16 protein-coding genes are annotated in these 14,128 nt (G+C 66.8%); 8 read left to right on the forward strand and 8 right to left on the reverse strand.

Annotated features, from left to right (window positions below):
• Positions 1 to 37: 37 nt before the first annotated feature.
• A complete protein-coding gene (locus LC083_RS05810) occupies positions 38 to 916 on the reverse strand; it encodes a zinc-ribbon domain-containing protein (protein WP_226699571.1) in 879 nt (292 codons plus the stop codon).
• 159 nt (positions 917 to 1,075) lie between these two features.
• Here LC083_RS05810 and ftsE point away from each other — a divergent pair, with 159 nt between their 5' ends.
• The 4 genes from ftsE to LC083_RS05830 are packed head-to-tail and all read left to right on the forward strand — an operon-like array spanning position 1,076 to position 3,951.
• On the forward strand, positions 1,076 to 1,810 hold the full coding sequence (gene ftsE / locus LC083_RS05815) for a cell division ATP-binding protein FtsE (RefSeq protein ID WP_160608454.1): 735 nt from the start codon (positions 1,076 to 1,078) through the stop codon (positions 1,808 to 1,810).
• On the forward strand, positions 1,807 to 2,739 hold the full coding sequence (locus LC083_RS05820) for a cell division protein FtsX (RefSeq protein ID WP_226699572.1): 933 nt from the start codon (positions 1,807 to 1,809) through the stop codon (positions 2,737 to 2,739). The genes ftsE and LC083_RS05820 overlap by 4 nt, the downstream gene beginning before the upstream one ends.
• Positions 2,736 to 3,266 (forward strand): YdcF family protein, encoded by a 531-nt coding sequence (locus tag LC083_RS05825; protein WP_160608456.1) that lies wholly within the window; start codon positions 2,736 to 2,738, stop codon positions 3,264 to 3,266. The genes LC083_RS05820 and LC083_RS05825 overlap by 4 nt, the downstream gene beginning before the upstream one ends.
• Positions 3,267 to 3,270: 4 nt before the next feature.
• Positions 3,271 to 3,951, forward strand: coding sequence for a lysophospholipid acyltransferase family protein (locus LC083_RS05830; RefSeq protein WP_226699573.1), 681 nt, complete (start codon positions 3,271 to 3,273; stop codon positions 3,949 to 3,951).
• Here the strand turns inward: LC083_RS05830 and LC083_RS05835 are convergent, their stop codons facing one another.
• Together LC083_RS05835 and hisC are read right to left on the reverse strand one after the other, a co-directional pair.
• On the reverse strand, positions 3,952 to 4,857 hold the full coding sequence (locus LC083_RS05835; RefSeq protein WP_226699574.1) for a prephenate/arogenate dehydrogenase family protein: 906 nt from the start codon (positions 4,855 to 4,857) through the stop codon (positions 3,952 to 3,954). It abuts the gene before it with no gap.
• On the reverse strand, positions 4,854 to 5,972 hold the full coding sequence (gene hisC, locus LC083_RS05840) for a histidinol-phosphate transaminase (RefSeq protein WP_226699575.1): 1,119 nt from the start codon (positions 5,970 to 5,972) through the stop codon (positions 4,854 to 4,856). The genes LC083_RS05835 and hisC overlap by 4 nt, the downstream gene beginning before the upstream one ends.
• Positions 5,973 to 6,041: 69 nt before the next feature.
• Here hisC and metX point away from each other — a divergent pair, with 69 nt between their 5' ends.
• Both metX and metW read left to right on the forward strand, forming a co-directional pair.
• Complete coding sequence (metX, locus tag LC083_RS05845; RefSeq protein WP_226699576.1) at positions 6,042 to 7,133, forward strand: homoserine O-acetyltransferase MetX; 1,092 nt, start codon at positions 6,042 to 6,044, stop codon at positions 7,131 to 7,133.
• A complete protein-coding gene (gene metW / locus LC083_RS05850) occupies positions 7,130 to 7,717 on the forward strand; it encodes a methionine biosynthesis protein MetW (protein WP_222555304.1) in 588 nt (195 codons plus the stop codon). Before metX ends, metW begins: the two co-directional genes overlap by 4 nt.
• On the opposite strand, the gene LC083_RS05855 is transcribed toward metW, so the two are convergent.
• The 5 genes from LC083_RS05855 to LC083_RS05875 form a co-directional block, all read right to left on the reverse strand.
• A complete protein-coding gene (locus tag LC083_RS05855; protein ID WP_224831440.1) occupies positions 7,707 to 8,318 on the reverse strand; it encodes a DUF4126 domain-containing protein in 612 nt (203 codons plus the stop codon). The genes metW and LC083_RS05855 overlap by 11 nt on opposite strands.
• A 71-nt stretch (positions 8,319 to 8,389) precedes the next feature.
• Positions 8,390 to 9,568 carry an acetyl-CoA C-acyltransferase gene (locus LC083_RS05860; RefSeq protein ID WP_222555305.1) on the reverse strand — a complete coding sequence of 393 codons (1,179 nt, stop codon included), beginning with the start codon at positions 9,566 to 9,568 and terminating at the stop codon, positions 8,390 to 8,392.
• A 94-nt stretch (positions 9,569 to 9,662) separates the two neighbouring features.
• Positions 9,663 to 10,112 carry a MaoC family dehydratase gene (locus LC083_RS05865; protein WP_160608464.1) on the reverse strand — a complete coding sequence of 150 codons (450 nt, stop codon included), beginning with the start codon at positions 10,110 to 10,112 and terminating at the stop codon, positions 9,663 to 9,665.
• Positions 10,113 to 10,225: 113 nt separating this feature from the next.
• Positions 10,226 to 11,620: a DUF5935 domain-containing protein gene (locus LC083_RS05870; protein WP_226699577.1), complete on the reverse strand. Its 1,395-nt coding sequence runs from the start codon at positions 11,618 to 11,620 to the stop codon at positions 10,226 to 10,228.
• Positions 11,613 to 11,801, reverse strand: coding sequence for a hypothetical protein (locus LC083_RS05875; protein WP_224831443.1), 189 nt, complete (start codon positions 11,799 to 11,801; stop codon positions 11,613 to 11,615). The genes LC083_RS05870 and LC083_RS05875 overlap by 8 nt, the downstream gene beginning before the upstream one ends.
• 103 nt (positions 11,802 to 11,904) lie before the next feature.
• On the opposite strand from LC083_RS05875, the gene LC083_RS05880 reads away from it, so the two are divergent.
• Both LC083_RS05880 and LC083_RS05885 read left to right on the forward strand, forming a co-directional pair.
• A complete protein-coding gene (locus LC083_RS05880; protein ID WP_226699578.1) occupies positions 11,905 to 13,131 on the forward strand; it encodes a TIGR04063 family PEP-CTERM/XrtA system glycosyltransferase in 1,227 nt (408 codons plus the stop codon).
• A 22-nt stretch (positions 13,132 to 13,153) separates the two neighbouring features.
• Entirely contained in the window at positions 13,154 to 13,921 is a 768-nt protein-coding gene (locus LC083_RS05885; protein WP_226699579.1) for a hypothetical protein, read from the forward strand.
• Positions 13,922 to 14,128 lie beyond the last annotated feature (207 nt).

The raw sequence follows: 14,128 nt of genomic DNA on the forward strand, positions 1-14,128 counted from the left end.
CGCCTTTGGACTGCCGCAAGCACCTTTGTCGCGAGGGTCAGAGCGGAGCCCAGCCCACGTCGGCATAGACCGCGTTGCGCGGGACCTGCGTGCTCGCCTCGTCGATGGTGATCGTCTCGCCCGGCGCCAGCGTGGGCTGCGGCGGCTGGACGATCCAGGTGAAGACCTGCTGTTCGCGCTCGTTGAGCATGACGATCTGGATCGGCGGCAGGCGGCGGCTTTCGCGCGCCTTGTTTTCCACCTCGATCCGGGCGGAGAAGAGGTAGGTCTTGTTCTCCAGCTCGCGCCAGCTCTGCGACTCCTGCGGGAAGCGCAGTTCGAGGTCGGGCTGCGCCTGGCCGAAAGCGGGTTTGTCGACCGGCCACCAGGACGGCGTGCCGAACTGGGTGATCGCCACCACTGCGCCCAGCGCCAGCACGGCGAAGGTCGCTGCCGCCCAGGTCCACAGCTTCATCATGTTGCGGCGCGGGCGAAACGGCGGCGCATGGTCGAAGCTGGAGACGAAATCGTCCTCGTCCTCGTAGGCGCGGCTCACCGGCGGCGGGGCCGGCTGTTCCTCGTCATAGGAAGGGGGCGTCGTCGCGTCGAAATCGGGCGCTTCGTCCTCTGTCGCATTCTCGACCGGCGGAGCTTCCGCCGTGGCGACGTCGGCCTCGTCTTCACCGAAACTGAAGCCTGGGCGCGCGGCCGCGCTTTCTTCACGCTGCACCGGAGCGGGAGGTGGCGGCGGAGGAGGAGGAGGCGGTGGGGGCGGCGGCGGAGCTGCCGCTTCGCTGGCCACGACGCCTTCGACTTCGGCCCCGTCCTGGAACCAGGAATGCTTGCACTTGGCGCAGCGCACCGTGCGGCCGTCCACGCCGATTGCGCTATCGGGAACGACATAGCGCGTGCTGCAGGCAGGACAGGCAATAATCATGGTGGACAAAAGCCTTACGCATTGCCGCGAATCGCGACAAGCTGCGCATCTGTGCGTGAAAGCCCCAAGCGGCTTTTTTCCACATCGAAGGACGGTTATAGGCCCCAATCGGACGATGGCGGCTCCTATTCATCCCTTTTTCGCGGCGATTGCAGGCCGATGAGCGTGCAGGAAAGCGCAATCGTGCAGTTCGACAACGTCGGATTGCGCTACGGGACCGAGCGCGAGGTCCTTTCGAATATTTCCTTCACCCTGTTCTCGGGCCGGTTTTACTTCCTCACCGGGGCCAGCGGCGCGGGCAAGACTTCGCTGCTGAAGCTGCTTTACCTCGCCCAGCGCCCTTCGCGCGGGGGCATGCGGATGTTCGGAACCGATGTCATCACCATGCCGCGCGACCAGCTGCCCAAGTTCCGCCGCCGGATGGGCGTGGTTTTCCAGGACTTCCGCCTCGTCGACCACCTGTCCGCCTTCGACAATATCGCCCTGCCGCTGCGCGTTTCGGGCGTGCGCGAGAGCGATCTCGAAGGACCGGTGAACGACATGCTCGAATGGGTCGGGCTGGGCCACCGCGCCGATGCGCGCCCCGCCACGCTGTCGGGCGGCGAGCAGCAGCGCGTCGCGATCGCCCGCGCGGTCATCGCCCGGCCGGAAATCCTCGTAGCCGACGAACCGACCGGCAACGTCGACCCGGAAATGGCGCTGAAGCTCATCCGCCTGTTCGAAGCGCTCAATCGCCTCGGCACGACGGTGGTGGTCGCCACCCATGACGTGCAGCTGATCCGCAAAGTGCCGGAAAGCCTGATCATGCGGCTCGACAAGGGCACGCTGTCCGATCCCACGGGCGCGCTGCGTTATCCGCCCAAGCGCACCTCGGGCACGGGAATGCCGGAATGAAGCGCCCCCCGACCCTTGGCCGGGCTGTCGACCGGGGCCTTGCGCCGTTCCGCGGCAGGCGCGCCGCGCACCTGTTGCCGCGTACCCGACTGGGCGGACCGGTGCCCTGGGTCATCGCCATCATGACCGCGCTCACCGTGCTGGCGGTGGGCGGGGCGCTGGCCCTCTCCAACCTAGCAGCCAGCGCGCGGGGCGAGCTTGCCGGCAGCGCGACCGTGCAGATCCTCGAAGCCGATCCGGACCTGCGGGCAGAGCAGACGGAACGCGTCGCCGCGCTGCTGCGGCAGGACGCCTCGGTCGAGGCGGTCCGGATCGTGCCCGAGAGCGAGATTGCCGCCCTGCTCGAACCCTGGCTCGGCACGGGCGAGGCGGTCGAGGCGGTGCCCTTGCCTGCACTGATCGACCTGCAATTGGCTGCAGGGGCAGGCGAGGCACAGATCGAAGCGCTGGAAGGGCGCATCGCCGCCGCGGCGCCGTCCGCCCGGATCGATGCGCAGGAGGCCTGGCTTGCTCCCGTCCTCGAAGCTTTGAATTCGCTGCGCTACATGGCCTTCGCACTCATCGCCCTGCTCGCCTTTACCGGCGCCGCCGCAGTCTGGCTGGCGGCGCGCAACGCGCTCGACGGCAATCGCGACACGATCGAGATCGTCCACCTCTTGGGCGGCAGCGACGAGCAGGTGGCGCGGGTTTTCCAGCGTTCGATCCTGTTCGATGCACTGGCGGGCGGCGTGCTCGGCCTGGCGCTGGGCACGGGCGCAATCCTGCTGGTCGCGACCCGTTTCGCCGCGCTCGATTCCGGGATGGTGGCAGGCGGGACACTGTTGCCGACCGATTGGGCGATAGTTGCACTGGTCCCGCTTTTCGCGGTCGGAATTGCCGTCTACACCGCGCGCATGACCGTCCTGTCCTCCTTGCGGAAAATGCTGTGATCCTGCGTTTCGTTGCCGGCCTGGTGCTGATCTACGCATTCGGCTTCCTCGCCTTTGCCGTGACGCTGCCCGGCCCTTCGGCGGAAACGAAGACCGATGCGGTGATCGTGCTGACCGGCGGCCCGGGGCGCATCGCCCGCGGGCTGGAAGTGGTCGCCACCGGCGAAGCGAAGGAGATGTTCGTCTCCGGCGTCGATCCGGAAGTGAAGCCGGGCGAATTCGCGGCCGAATTCGACGTGCCGCGCCGCACGATGAACTGCTGCGTGACGCTGGGCTACCTTGCGGTCGACACGCGCAGCAATGCCGGCGAAGTCGCCCAGTGGATGAAGGAGAAGGAGTTCACCTCCGCCCGCCTCGTCACGACCGACTGGCACATGGCCCGCGCCTCTTCCGAAGTGACCGAAACCCTGCCGGAGGAAATCAGGCTGGTGAAGGACGCGGTCGTCTCTCACCCCGACCTGGCGACGCTGTTCCTCGAATACAACAAGCTGCTGGCGTCGGAGATCTCGCAGGGACTGCCGGTCTGACGCGATGATCCTGCTGCGCAATATCGCGTTCTATTTCGCTTTCTATATCGGCTCGATCTTCGTGACCGCATCGGCGCTGGCGTGCCTGCCGTTCTCGCGACCCGCCTTCCGCAGAAGGGTCGAGAACTGGAGCGAATGGCAGCGCTGGTGCGTGCGCCACCTACTGGGCATCGAACTGGTGATGGAAGGCGCGCCGCTGGACGAGCCGGTGCTCTACGCAGTCAAGCACGAGAGTTTCTTCGAGGCGATCGACGCCCCCGCGCTGTTCGACAGTCCGGCGGTCTTCGCCAAGCAGGAACTGCTCGGCATTCCGGGCTGGGGCAAGGCGGCCGCGGCATACGGCCTGATCTTCGTCCAGCGCGACCAGGGCGCCAAGGCGCTGATGGCGATGATTCGCCTCGCCAAGTCGCGTTCGGCAGAAGGGCGACCTTTGGTCATCTTCCCAGAAGGCACCCGCGTGCCGCATGGCGAGCGGCGGGCGCTGCAATCCGGTTTCGCGGGTCTCTACAAGATGCTCGGCCTTCCGGTCGTGCCGGTCGCGGTCGACAGCGGGCCGCTCTACCACCGCCCGCTGAAAGCGCGGGGACGCATCACCTACCGCTTCGGCGAGCCCATTCCCGCCGGCCTGCCGCGGGAGGAGATCGAGCGGCGCGTGCTCGACGAAATCAACGCTCTGAACAGCTGATCAGTGGTCCTTGCGGCCGAAGTCGGGCCGCGCGTCGTCTTGCCCTTCCTCGATGATCGAGCGGCGGATCGTGCGCGTGCGCTCGAACAAATCGTGCAGCGTATCGCCGTCGCCATTGCGGATCGCCCGCTGCAGCGCGGTGAGGTCCTCGTTGAAGCGTCCCAGCACTTCGAGCACCGCGTCGCGGTTGGTCAGGAACACGTCGCGCCACATGACCGGGTTCGACGCGGCGATGCGCGTGAAATCGCGGAAACCGCCGGCGGAATACTTGATCACCTCGCCGCGGGTCACGTCCTCGAGGTCGGAGGCGGTGCCCACGATGGTATAGGCGATGAGGTGGGGGATGTGGCTGGTCACGGCGAGGACGAGGTCGTGATGTTCGGCATCCATGATCTCGACCTTGGCACCCAAGCCTTCCCAGAAAGCAGACAAATCGGCCACGGCGGCCTCGGGTGCGTCGGCGCCGGGTGTCAGGATACACCAGCGGTGGCGGAAAAGCTCGGCAAAGCCTGCATCCGGCCCGCTGCGCTCGGTCCCGGCGACGGGGTGCGCGGGGATGATTGTCGCATCAGGCAATGCGCGGGCGAACGCCTTGGCGACGCTGCCCTTCGACGAGCCGACGTCGCTGACGATCACGCCGGGTTTGAGCGACGCGGCGATGCCGCTCGCGGCCTCCTCCATCGCGCCGACGGGCACGCAGAGGATGACGAGGTCGGCATCCGCCACCGCTTCGCCCGCAGTATCGCAGACCTTGCCGACAAGGCCGCGTTCGTCAGCGCGGCGGCGCACTTCGGGGTCGGCGTCCCAGCCGGTGGTTTCAACCTCGCGGAGCATCTCGCCGGTGGCGAGACCGATGGAACCGCCGATAAGGCCGAGGCCGATGATGGCGACGCGCCGGATCGTCACGAGACGGCCCTCGCCGCATCGCGCAGGATGCGCGCGATATCGTCCATCTGCTCGCGCGTGCCCACGGTGATGCGCAGCGCGTGCGGCAGGCCCTGGCCAGGCAGGTGACGCACGGCGTAACCGCCTTCCGCCAGCGCGCCGAGCGCCATTTCGGCTGTCAGCGCACCCTCGAACAGCACCAGCACGAAGTTCGCCTTGCTCGGCACCGCGCGCAGACCGTGATTGCCGAGCGCGGCGATCGCCTCGGCGAACCGGTCGCGCTCCTCGCCATTGGCCTTGCGCGACAGTTCCACGAAGCCCTGGTCGCCCAGCGCCGCGATGGCCGCGCGCTGGCCGCTGGTCGTCACGTTGAAGGGGCCGCGGATCCGGTTGAGCGTATCGATCAGATGCGGCGCGCCGGTCGCCCAGCCGATCCGCTCGCCCGCAAGGCCGTAGATCTTGGAGAAGGTGCGCGTGACCAGCACGTTGTCATGCGCTGCGGCAAGCGCCATGCCGCCATCGTCCTCTGCCTCGTCCAGGTATTCGCCATAGGCCTGGTCGACCACCAGCAGGACATTGGCGGGCAAGCCCGCGTGCAGCCGCTCGATCTCGGCGTGCGGCAGATAGGTGCCGGTCGGATTGTTCGGGTTGGCGAGGAATACGACCCGCGTGCGCTCCGTCACCGCATCCAGCAATGCGTCCACGTCGGTCGCATAATCGGCATCGGGCGCCTCGACCGGCGTCGCGCCGCAGCGGCGCGCGGCGATTTCGTAGACCACGAAGGAAAAGCGGGCATAGAGCACCTCGTCCCCCGGTCCTGCGAAGCCTTGCGCGGCAAGATTGAGCAGCTCGTCCGAACCGGTGCCGCACACGATCCGCGCGGCATCGAGCCCGTGCAGCTGCGCAATCGCCTCGCGCAGTGCGGTCGCATCGGGATCGGGATAGCGCGCCGGATCGCCGCCCTTGCCGAGCGCGGCCAGCGCCTGCGCGCTGCACCCCAGCGGATTCTCGTTGGCGGACAGCTTGGTCAGCTCGCGCCCGTCGCTGCCCTTGGACTTGCCGGGCACATAGGCATGGATCGCCTCGATCCAGAGCTTCATCGTCGGGCGGGCGGAACTATCGTTGGACTGGGTCATCGCGGCTTCGCCGCATGAAAGAAAAACGCCCCTTCGACAAGCACCTGCCTTGGCTGTAGAGGCCAAGGAATGTCCGGGGCGTCCCAAGTTTTGCAATTGACCGATCCCCTGCCGCTCGACGGCGGGAGCGAGCTGGCACAGGCCGAGATCGCTTACGAGACCTATGGCACGCTGGCGGACGACCGCTCGAACGCCATCCTGATCTGCCATGCGCTGACCGGCGACCAGTATGTCGCCAGCACCCACCCTGTCACCGGCAAGCCGGGCTGGTGGGAACGCATGGTCGGACCGGGCAAGCCGATCGACACCGACCGCTATTTCGTCGTCTGCGCCAATGTCATCGGCAGCTGCATGGGCTCGAGCGGCCCGGCGAGCCTCGCCTCCGACGGCAAGCCCTATGCCATGCGCTTCCCGGTGATCACCATTCGCGACATGGTCCGCGGGCTGGTCGCCCTGCTCGATGCACTGGGGATAGAGCGGCTGCACGCCGTAGTCGGCGGGTCGATGGGCGGGATGCAGGCATTGAGCCTCGCCGCCAACTGGCCCGAGCGCGCGACCCGCGTGCTCGTCATCGCCTCGACCAGCCGGCATTCGGCCCAGAACATCGCCTTCCACGAGCTCGGCAGGCAGGCGGTGATGGCAGACCCGAACTGGTGCGGGGGCGACTATTACGCTGCCGACGCACAGCCCGATTCCGGCCTCGCCGTGGCACGCATGGCGGCGCACATCACCTATCTGTCGGAAGAGGCGCTGACCGAGAAGTTCGGCCGCAACCTCCAGGACCGCGAGACCAAGAGCTTCGGTTTCGACGCCGATTTCCAGGTCGAAAGCTACCTGCGCTACCAGGGCAGCGGCTTTACCCGCCGCTTCGATGCGAACAGCTATCTCTACATCACCCGCGCGATGGATTATTTCGACCTCGCCGAAGAGCACGGCGGCAAGCTTGCCGACGCATTTGCGGGCACGACGGCGCGCTTCTGCCTCGTCAGCTTCGATTCCGACTGGCTCTACCCGACGAGCGAAAGCCGCCATGTGGTCCATGCGCTCAATGCGGCAGGCGCCGCGGTCAGCTTCGTCGAACTGAGCGCCCCCCACGGCCACGACAGCTTCCTGCTCGACGTGCCCGCGCTCGACCGCGTGGTGAAGGGGTTCCTCGAATGAGCGTGCTGCGCCCCGACCTTGCCGCCATTGCCGAGGCGATTGCGCCGGGCACCCGCGTGCTCGACATCGGCTGCGGCGACGGCACGCTGCTGGGCGAACTGCGCGCGACCAAGCAGGTCGATGCGCGCGGGATCGAGATCGACCCGGCCTGCGTGGAGCGCTGCGTGGCGCAGGGCCTCTCGGTGGTGCAGGGCGATGCCGACAGCGCGCTGGCCGACTATCCCGACAAGGGGTTCGACTACGCCGTGCTCAGCCAGACGCTGCAGACCGCGCGGCGGCCCGACCTGATGCTCGACCAGCTGCTGCGGGTCGGCAAGCAGGCCTTCGTGTCCTTCCCGAACTTCGCCCACTGGCGCACCCGCGCCGCGCTGATGTTCGGCGGGCGAATGCCGGTGACGCGCAGCATCCCTGTCAGCTGGTACGAGACGCAAAACATCCACCACGTAACCGTGAAGGACTTTCGCGAACTGGCGCGCGAAAAAGGCGCGCGGATCGAGCGGGAATGGTTCTTCGCCGGAGAAAAGCCGGTCGCGGGCGCATCCAATCTGCGCGCCGAATTCGCGGTCTTCCTGCTCAGCCGCTAGGCGGCGGAGGGGCCTTGGCGCCGCCGTTGAAGAAGCTGCGGATGATCCGCCGCGCCGTCAGGATCAGCCAGACCGTCAGCCCCAACAGCACCAGCGCGATGCCGCCTGCCACGTAAGGATATTCGTAGGCGAGGTAGAGCAGGCCCGCGGTCGCCACGTCCTCGACGCTGGAGACAGCGATATTGCTGACCGGCTCGGGGCTGGCGTTGACCACCCCGCGCGCGCCCGCCTTGCCCGCATGGGCGGTCAGCGCCGCGCCGCCGCCGAGCAGGAAGGCGACGACCTGCGTAGCCGGGTCCGCCGGATCGATGATCGCCAGCGCCAGCAGCGCGCCGCCGATCGGCCGCACGAAGGTGTGGACCGCGTCCCACGCACTATCGAGCCACATGACCTTGTCGGCAAAGAATTCGGCCAGCGCCGCCACGGCCGCGATGCCCATGATCCAGGGGTTCGCCAGAATGTCGAGGCTCTGGAGGTGTTCGGGCAGTGGTATCGCGCCCAGCCGCATGGCGAGACCGGTGGCGAAAATGCTCAGGTACAGCCGCCAGCCCGCCAGCAGGCTGACACTTCCGGCAATGCCGATGATTTCCATAATGCCCATAAGAAAGCATCCTCCGACCGCTTTGGCCGGAGGATGCGCTTTTACAGGGGCTTAAACAAGCCGGTGTTGGATCAGAAGATCTCGAACAGGCCGGCTGCGCCCATGCCGCCGCCCACGCACATGGTGACGACGCCGTACTTGGCACCGCGGCGCTTGCCTTCGATCAGCGTGTGACCGACGCAGCGCGCGCCGGTCATGCCGTAGGGGTGGCCGATCGAGATCGAGCCGCCGTTGACGTTGAGCTTGTCGTTGTCGATGCCCAGCTTGTCGCGGCAGTAGAGCACCTGCACGGCGAAGGCCTCGTTCAGTTCCCACAGGCCGATGTCGTCGACCTTGAGGTCGAAGCGCTTGAGCAGCTTCGGGATCGCGAAGACCGGGCCGATGCCCATTTCGTCAGGCTCGGTACCGGCAACCGCCATGCCGACATAGCGACCGAGCGGCTGGAGGCCGCGCTGTTCCGCGACCTTGGCTTCCATCAGCACGCTGGCCGAGGAACCGTCCGACAGCTGCGAGGCATTACCCGCAGTGATCGAGGTACCCGGGCCCATGACCGGCTGCAGCGACTGCAGCCCTTCGAGCGTGGTCGAGGGGCGGTTGCCCTCGTCCTTGGCGATGGTGACTTCCTGGTCGGAAATCTCGCCGGTTTCCTTGTTCTGCACCTTCATGGTGGTGGTGACGGGAACGATTTCGTCGTCGAACTTGCCGGCTTCCTGCGCGGCCGCGGTGCGCTGCTGCGACTGAAGTGCGTATTCGTCCTGCGCTTCGCGGCTGATGCCGTAACGCTGGGCGACCGTTTCGGCGGTCTGCAGCATCGGCATGTAGATCGCGCCGTGCATCGCCATCAGTTCGGGATCGGGCATGACCCGCATTTCCTTCGTCTGGACGAGGCTGATCGATTCCTGGCCGCCGGCTGCAACGATATCCATGCGATCGGTGATGATCTGCTTGGCCGCGGTGGCGATGGTCATCAGGCCCGAGGAGCACTGGCGGTCGATGGTCATGCCCGACACGCCGATCGGGCAGCCGGCACGCAGCGCGACCTGGCGGCCGAGGTTGCCGGCCTGCGCGCCCTGCTGGAGCGCGGCGCCCCACAGAACGTCGTCGACTTCGCCGGCATCAATGCCGGCACGCTCGATCGCGGGCTTCAGCGAATAGGAACCGAGGGTCGCGCCCTTGGTGTCGTTGAAGCCGCCCTTGTAGGCCCGGCCGATGGCGGTGCGGGCGGTGGATACGATGACTGCGTCACGCATGGTCATTCCTTAGATAATATTGGTCAGGGAAACGGGTACGGTTTCCCCCGGGGAGGAGGCGCTCCGGGTCGCGGACCGGAGCGCAATTCTGTTCTCAGACGAAATACATGGTCATCCATTCGCAGATCAGGGCCGGCTTGTCCTCGCCCTCGATCTCGATGGTGATTTCCATGGTCTGCTGCCACTGGCCGGGACGCTTCTCGCTCATTTCGAGCAGCTTCCAGTGGCCGCGGATACGCTTGCCCGAACGCACGGGCGCGATGAAGCGCGTCTTGTTGCCGCCGTAGTTGACGGCCATCTTGATCCCGTCGACCCGCGGCACGTCGCTGTTCGCGGTGAGGAAGGGGATCATCGACAGGGTGAGGAAGCCGTGGGCGATGGTGCCGCCGAACGGCGTCATCTTGGCCATCTCTTCGTTGATGTGGATGAACTGGTGGTCGCCGGTCGCGTCCGCGAACTGGTTGATGCGCTCCTGGCTCATCTCGACCCATTCGCTGGTGCCGACCTGTTCACCGATCTTGGCTGCGATTTCCTGGGGGCTCATGCGCGTCTCTCCTCGATTGCCGTAAACGGGGCGCGGGAAGCCGTGTGCGCCCGCGCGAACGGGCGGTGTCATGGCCTATGCGGAAGGCTCGTGCAACCGCGCTTGCGGTGCCCCTACGGAATGGCGGGATCGGGCGCGGCGGCCCGGGCATCGGCGCGCCGGTTGGCTGCCTTGACCTCCTTGAAGGCCGCCTTGTCGAGCGCCGACTCGCGCCGTTTCACGTGGTCGGCCAGCGCGATCTGGAGGCCGACGATCATCAGCACGACCGGCTGGTAGGCGATCCCCTGGAAGGTCGCCCCGACGAGATAGATGATATTGGCGAACTGCAGCGCGCTGGCGAGCGGGCCCTGCCACCCCTCGATCCGCCCGGTCCGACCGGTATAGCGGCGGCGAATGCGCTCCATCTGGACGAGGCCGGTGACGTGCAGCAGCGTCCACAGGATGAGGCCCGGCCAGCCCTGTTCGCCCAGCATCTCGAACCACGAGGAATGGAATGCTCGTCCGCTTTCGGTCACGTCCTGGTAGGTGACGCGGACCGTGTTCCCGTCCACCTCCTTGACCGGCATCTTGTAGGTGAAGCTGTTGCCGCGATAAACGTCGAAGCCCCCGCCGAGCGGATTGCGCTCCACATAGTCGAGCGTCCACGACCACACCTGCATGCGGGTCGAGGCGGATTGTTCCGACTGCGCTTCCTTGATGGTCGACATGCGCTCGGTGAAGGAGGACGGCAGGAAGGGCAGCGCAGCAATGCCGATGGCAGCCGCCGCCCCGATATAGAGGAACCGTCGCTTCACATCGCGCAGCAGCATCAGGCCGAGCGCGGCGATGCACAGCAGGCCCGTGCGCGCCTCGGTTCCGATGGGGATAAGCAGGCAGGCGAAGATGAGCGCGGCGCCGAACAGCTTCACACGCCAGTCGGGCTTGAAGATCGTGCCGTGCCGCATGAACCACAGGATGATCGGGATGAGCGCGATCGCCACGGTCGAGAGGGTCGAGCTTTCGTAGATGTTCGAATTGTCGTTCACGAACAGGTAGAGATTGCCGTAGCCGCCCCCGCCGCCCACGGTCTTGAGGCCGGCAGAGATGATAATCGCAGCGGCCGTCAGCACGGTGATCAGCATCGCCGCCTCGATCCGCAGCTTGGTCGTCAGCGTCAGCGGGAGGAAGATGGCGAAGACCAGCGCCTTCCACACCCAGGCCCATTTTTCTGCCCCGGCTTCGGGGAAATCGGCCCATTGCAGGGTGATGAAGCACCACACGAGCAGCGCGGCCAGCAGGCCCTGCCGCATCGACAGGCGGAAGCCGTCCTTCTTTTCCGCCACCGCCCAGCCGCCGAAGGCGAGCAGGAAGGCGATCAGCGATACGGGCAGCAATTGCGCCAGCGACCAGCCGATCTTCTGCGGGGCAAGGATGTCGATGTAGAGATAGGCCAGCACCCAGATGAAGGGTTTGCGCAGGCCCAGCAGGAACATCCCGATGACAACGAGGAACAGCGCAAGGTCAAGCATCGCGCGCCTCCGCCCGGGCACGGGCGCGCCGCTTTTCGCGCAGGGATGGTCCGTCGCGTTCGACCTTCTCCTCCTCGACCTCGAGCAGGTCCTCGGTGTCGAGATCGGCGCGGCCCAGCAGTCGGATCAGCGCGATGGCGATCAGCACATGGGTCAGCAGAAGGGCGAAATTGTCGATCAAGCGCGCGTGACTTTCCAATGCGCCGCAGGTGCGGCGTGCATGACCCTCATAGCGAAACGCGGTTGACGCGCCGTTAAGCCTGTTGTGACACAGGAGACGCGCAATGACACGGGTCCTTCACATCCTCGACCACTCGCTGCCCCTGCATTCGGGCTATACCTTCCGCACGCGCGCCATCCTGAAGAGCCTCGAGGCGAGCGGGATCGAAGTGGCGGGCGTGACCGGGCAGCGGCACACGGCAGGCGGCGAGAACACCGAAGAGCTTGCGGAAGAGGTGGAGGGCCTGACCTTCTACCGCACACCGGGAACGCCCTCCGGCCCGCCGGTTGCGCGCGAAATGCGCGAAGTGGCGGCACTGCGCCGCCGGATAGAGGACGTTGCGCGCGACTGGCGTCCTGACGTCATCCATGCGCATTCGCCCGCACTGTGCGGCATGGCCGGGCTGAAAGCCGCCCGCGCACTGGGCCTGCCCTTCGTTTATGAAATCCGCGCCTTCTGGGAAGATGCTGCGGTCGGGAACGGCACCGGCACGCAAGGCTCGGCCAAGTACCGCCTCACCCGCGCGCTCGAAAACCGCGTGGTGAAGCGCGCCGACGCGGTCTTCACGATCTGCGAAGGGCTGCGCAGCGACCTCGTCGCGCGCGGCCACGATGCGGGCAAGATCGCGATCTCGCCCAATGGCGTCGACCTGTCGCTGTTCGGCGATCCGCCGCCGCGCGACGAGGCATTGGCGAGCGAACTCGGGATGGGCGAGGGGCCGGTCATCGGCTTCATCGGCAGTTTCTACGATTACGAGGGGCTCGACGACCTGATCGCCGCCATGCCCGCCCTGCGCGAACGGCATCCCACGGCCAGCCTGCTGCTGGTCGGCGGCGGCCCGATGGAAGAGGCCCTGAGAGCGCAGGCCGCAGCCTCCCCCGCAGCAGGGGCCATCCGCTTCACCGGCCGCGTGCCGCATTCCGAAGTGGAGCGGTACTACTCGCTGATCGACGTGCTTGCCTATCCTCGCAAGAAATCGCGCCTCACCGACCTCGTGACGCCATTGAAGCCGCTCGAAGCTATGGCCCAGCGGCGGATCGTGGCGGCAAGCGATGTCGGCGGACACCGCGAACTGATCGAGGACGGTGGGACCGGCCTGCTCTTCCCGCCCGACGATCCGCAGGCGATGGCGGCGTCGCTGGCCCGCTTCATCGACGCGCGCGCCGGCTGGGACGCCATGCGCGATGCCGGCCGCGCCCATGTCGCGGACAAACATGACTGGGCACGCAATGTCTCCCGTTATCGCGACGTTTACGCCAAGCTGCTACAAGCGCAGGGGCAAGGACGATGAGCCTGCAAGGATTTGAGGCCCGATGAGCTACGTGGACAATGACAGCACGCTGACCACGAAGGCCTGGTTCAGGCCTGCCGTGGGCTTGTGGTTCGGGATGCTCGTGGGCGCAGGCACGCTTGGCGTGCTCTACGTAACGCCCGCCGATACCCGCGACGCCCTGTTCCAGAGCGCTGGGCTGACCGGCCTGCACCGCTTTTTCGAGCCGCCCGTGGGCATGGCGGGCTTTGCCGCCGTCGCCGTGGCGGCAGGCGTCGTCGGCTTTCTCTTCGGCCTCGTCATCGCCTCCCGCCTCGCGCGGCGCGCCGCCGTGGTTGAGCAGGTCGAGATCGCGCCGGAGACCGTGGAAGCGGAAGCCCCCGTGGCCGAAGACCAGTCGCGCCGCCGCGTATTCTCCGCCCGCGAGGATATCGGCGAGGAAGGCATTGCCGTGACCGAAACCGCCGAAGCGCTTGCCGCGCCCGAAATCGAGGCGGAATTCGAGGAAATCGAAGAGGTCGAGGCTCCGGCAGAAGAACCGGCACCAGCGCGCCCTGCTGCGCCCGCAGCGCGCGAATCGCTGGCCGATCTCTCGCTCGACCAGCTGACCTCGCGGCTTGCCGCCGCACTGGAGGCGCGCAAGGCCGCGCCCGCCACGCCGCTTGCCGAGGAGGACCCCGACCAGGTCATCTCCTTCCTGCGCCGGGAGGCCGCCCGCGCGGCGCCGCCTGCCGGACCGGGCAGCGAAGACCCGCAGGCCGCGCTGCGCAGCGCGCTCGACAAGCTGGGACGCGTCGGCAAGCCCGACTGACCCCGCCTGTCGCTTGTGCGGCTGCACAGGCGGATACGAATTCTTCCATGCTGCAATGCGGCAAAACGCGCCAAAACTTGGGCCGCGTGAAATTTTGCTACCGTCCCGTGCCATTGCAAAATCGCTTTCGTGCCTGCAAAGGGACCATTCGCGAAATTTTGGCAGTGCGGCCATGCGGCACTGCGGCATTTTCGACCCGTCTTTGCT

Source organism: Qipengyuania gaetbuli (genome assembly GCF_020524765.1).
GTDB lineage: Bacteria > Pseudomonadota > Alphaproteobacteria > Sphingomonadales > Sphingomonadaceae > Qipengyuania > Qipengyuania gaetbuli_A.

Excerpts from the sequence above, each read along its gene's own strand:
- hisC (WP_226699575.1), bottom strand. The coding sequence starts at position 5,972 with ATGACCCAGTCCAACGATAGTTCCGCCCGCCCGACGATGAAGCTCTGG.
- LC083_RS05830 (WP_226699573.1), top strand. The coding sequence starts at position 3,271 with ATGATCCTGCTGCGCAATATCGCGTTCTATTTCGCTTTCTATATCGGC.
- metX (WP_226699576.1), top strand. The coding sequence starts at position 6,042 with ATGTCCGGGGCGTCCCAAGTTTTGCAATTGACCGATCCCCTGCCGCTC.
- ftsE (WP_160608454.1), top strand. The coding sequence starts at position 1,076 with ATGAGCGTGCAGGAAAGCGCAATCGTGCAGTTCGACAACGTCGGATTG.
- LC083_RS05870 (WP_226699577.1), bottom strand. The coding sequence starts at position 11,620 with ATGCTTGACCTTGCGCTGTTCCTCGTTGTCATCGGGATGTTCCTGCTG.
- LC083_RS05865 (WP_160608464.1), bottom strand. The coding sequence starts at position 10,112 with ATGAGCCCCCAGGAAATCGCAGCCAAGATCGGTGAACAGGTCGGCACC.
- LC083_RS05860 (WP_222555305.1), bottom strand. The coding sequence starts at position 9,568 with ATGCGTGACGCAGTCATCGTATCCACCGCCCGCACCGCCATCGGCCGG.
- LC083_RS05885 (WP_226699579.1), top strand. The coding sequence starts at position 13,154 with ATGAGCTACGTGGACAATGACAGCACGCTGACCACGAAGGCCTGGTTC.
- LC083_RS05810 (WP_226699571.1), bottom strand. The coding sequence starts at position 916 with ATGATTATTGCCTGTCCTGCCTGCAGCACGCGCTATGTCGTTCCCGAT.
- LC083_RS05880 (WP_226699578.1), top strand. The coding sequence starts at position 11,905 with ATGACACGGGTCCTTCACATCCTCGACCACTCGCTGCCCCTGCATTCG.
- LC083_RS05855 (WP_224831440.1), bottom strand. The coding sequence starts at position 8,318 with ATGGGCATTATGGAAATCATCGGCATTGCCGGAAGTGTCAGCCTGCTG.
- metW (WP_222555304.1), top strand. The coding sequence starts at position 7,130 with ATGAGCGTGCTGCGCCCCGACCTTGCCGCCATTGCCGAGGCGATTGCG.
- LC083_RS05820 (WP_226699572.1), top strand. The coding sequence starts at position 1,807 with ATGAAGCGCCCCCCGACCCTTGGCCGGGCTGTCGACCGGGGCCTTGCG.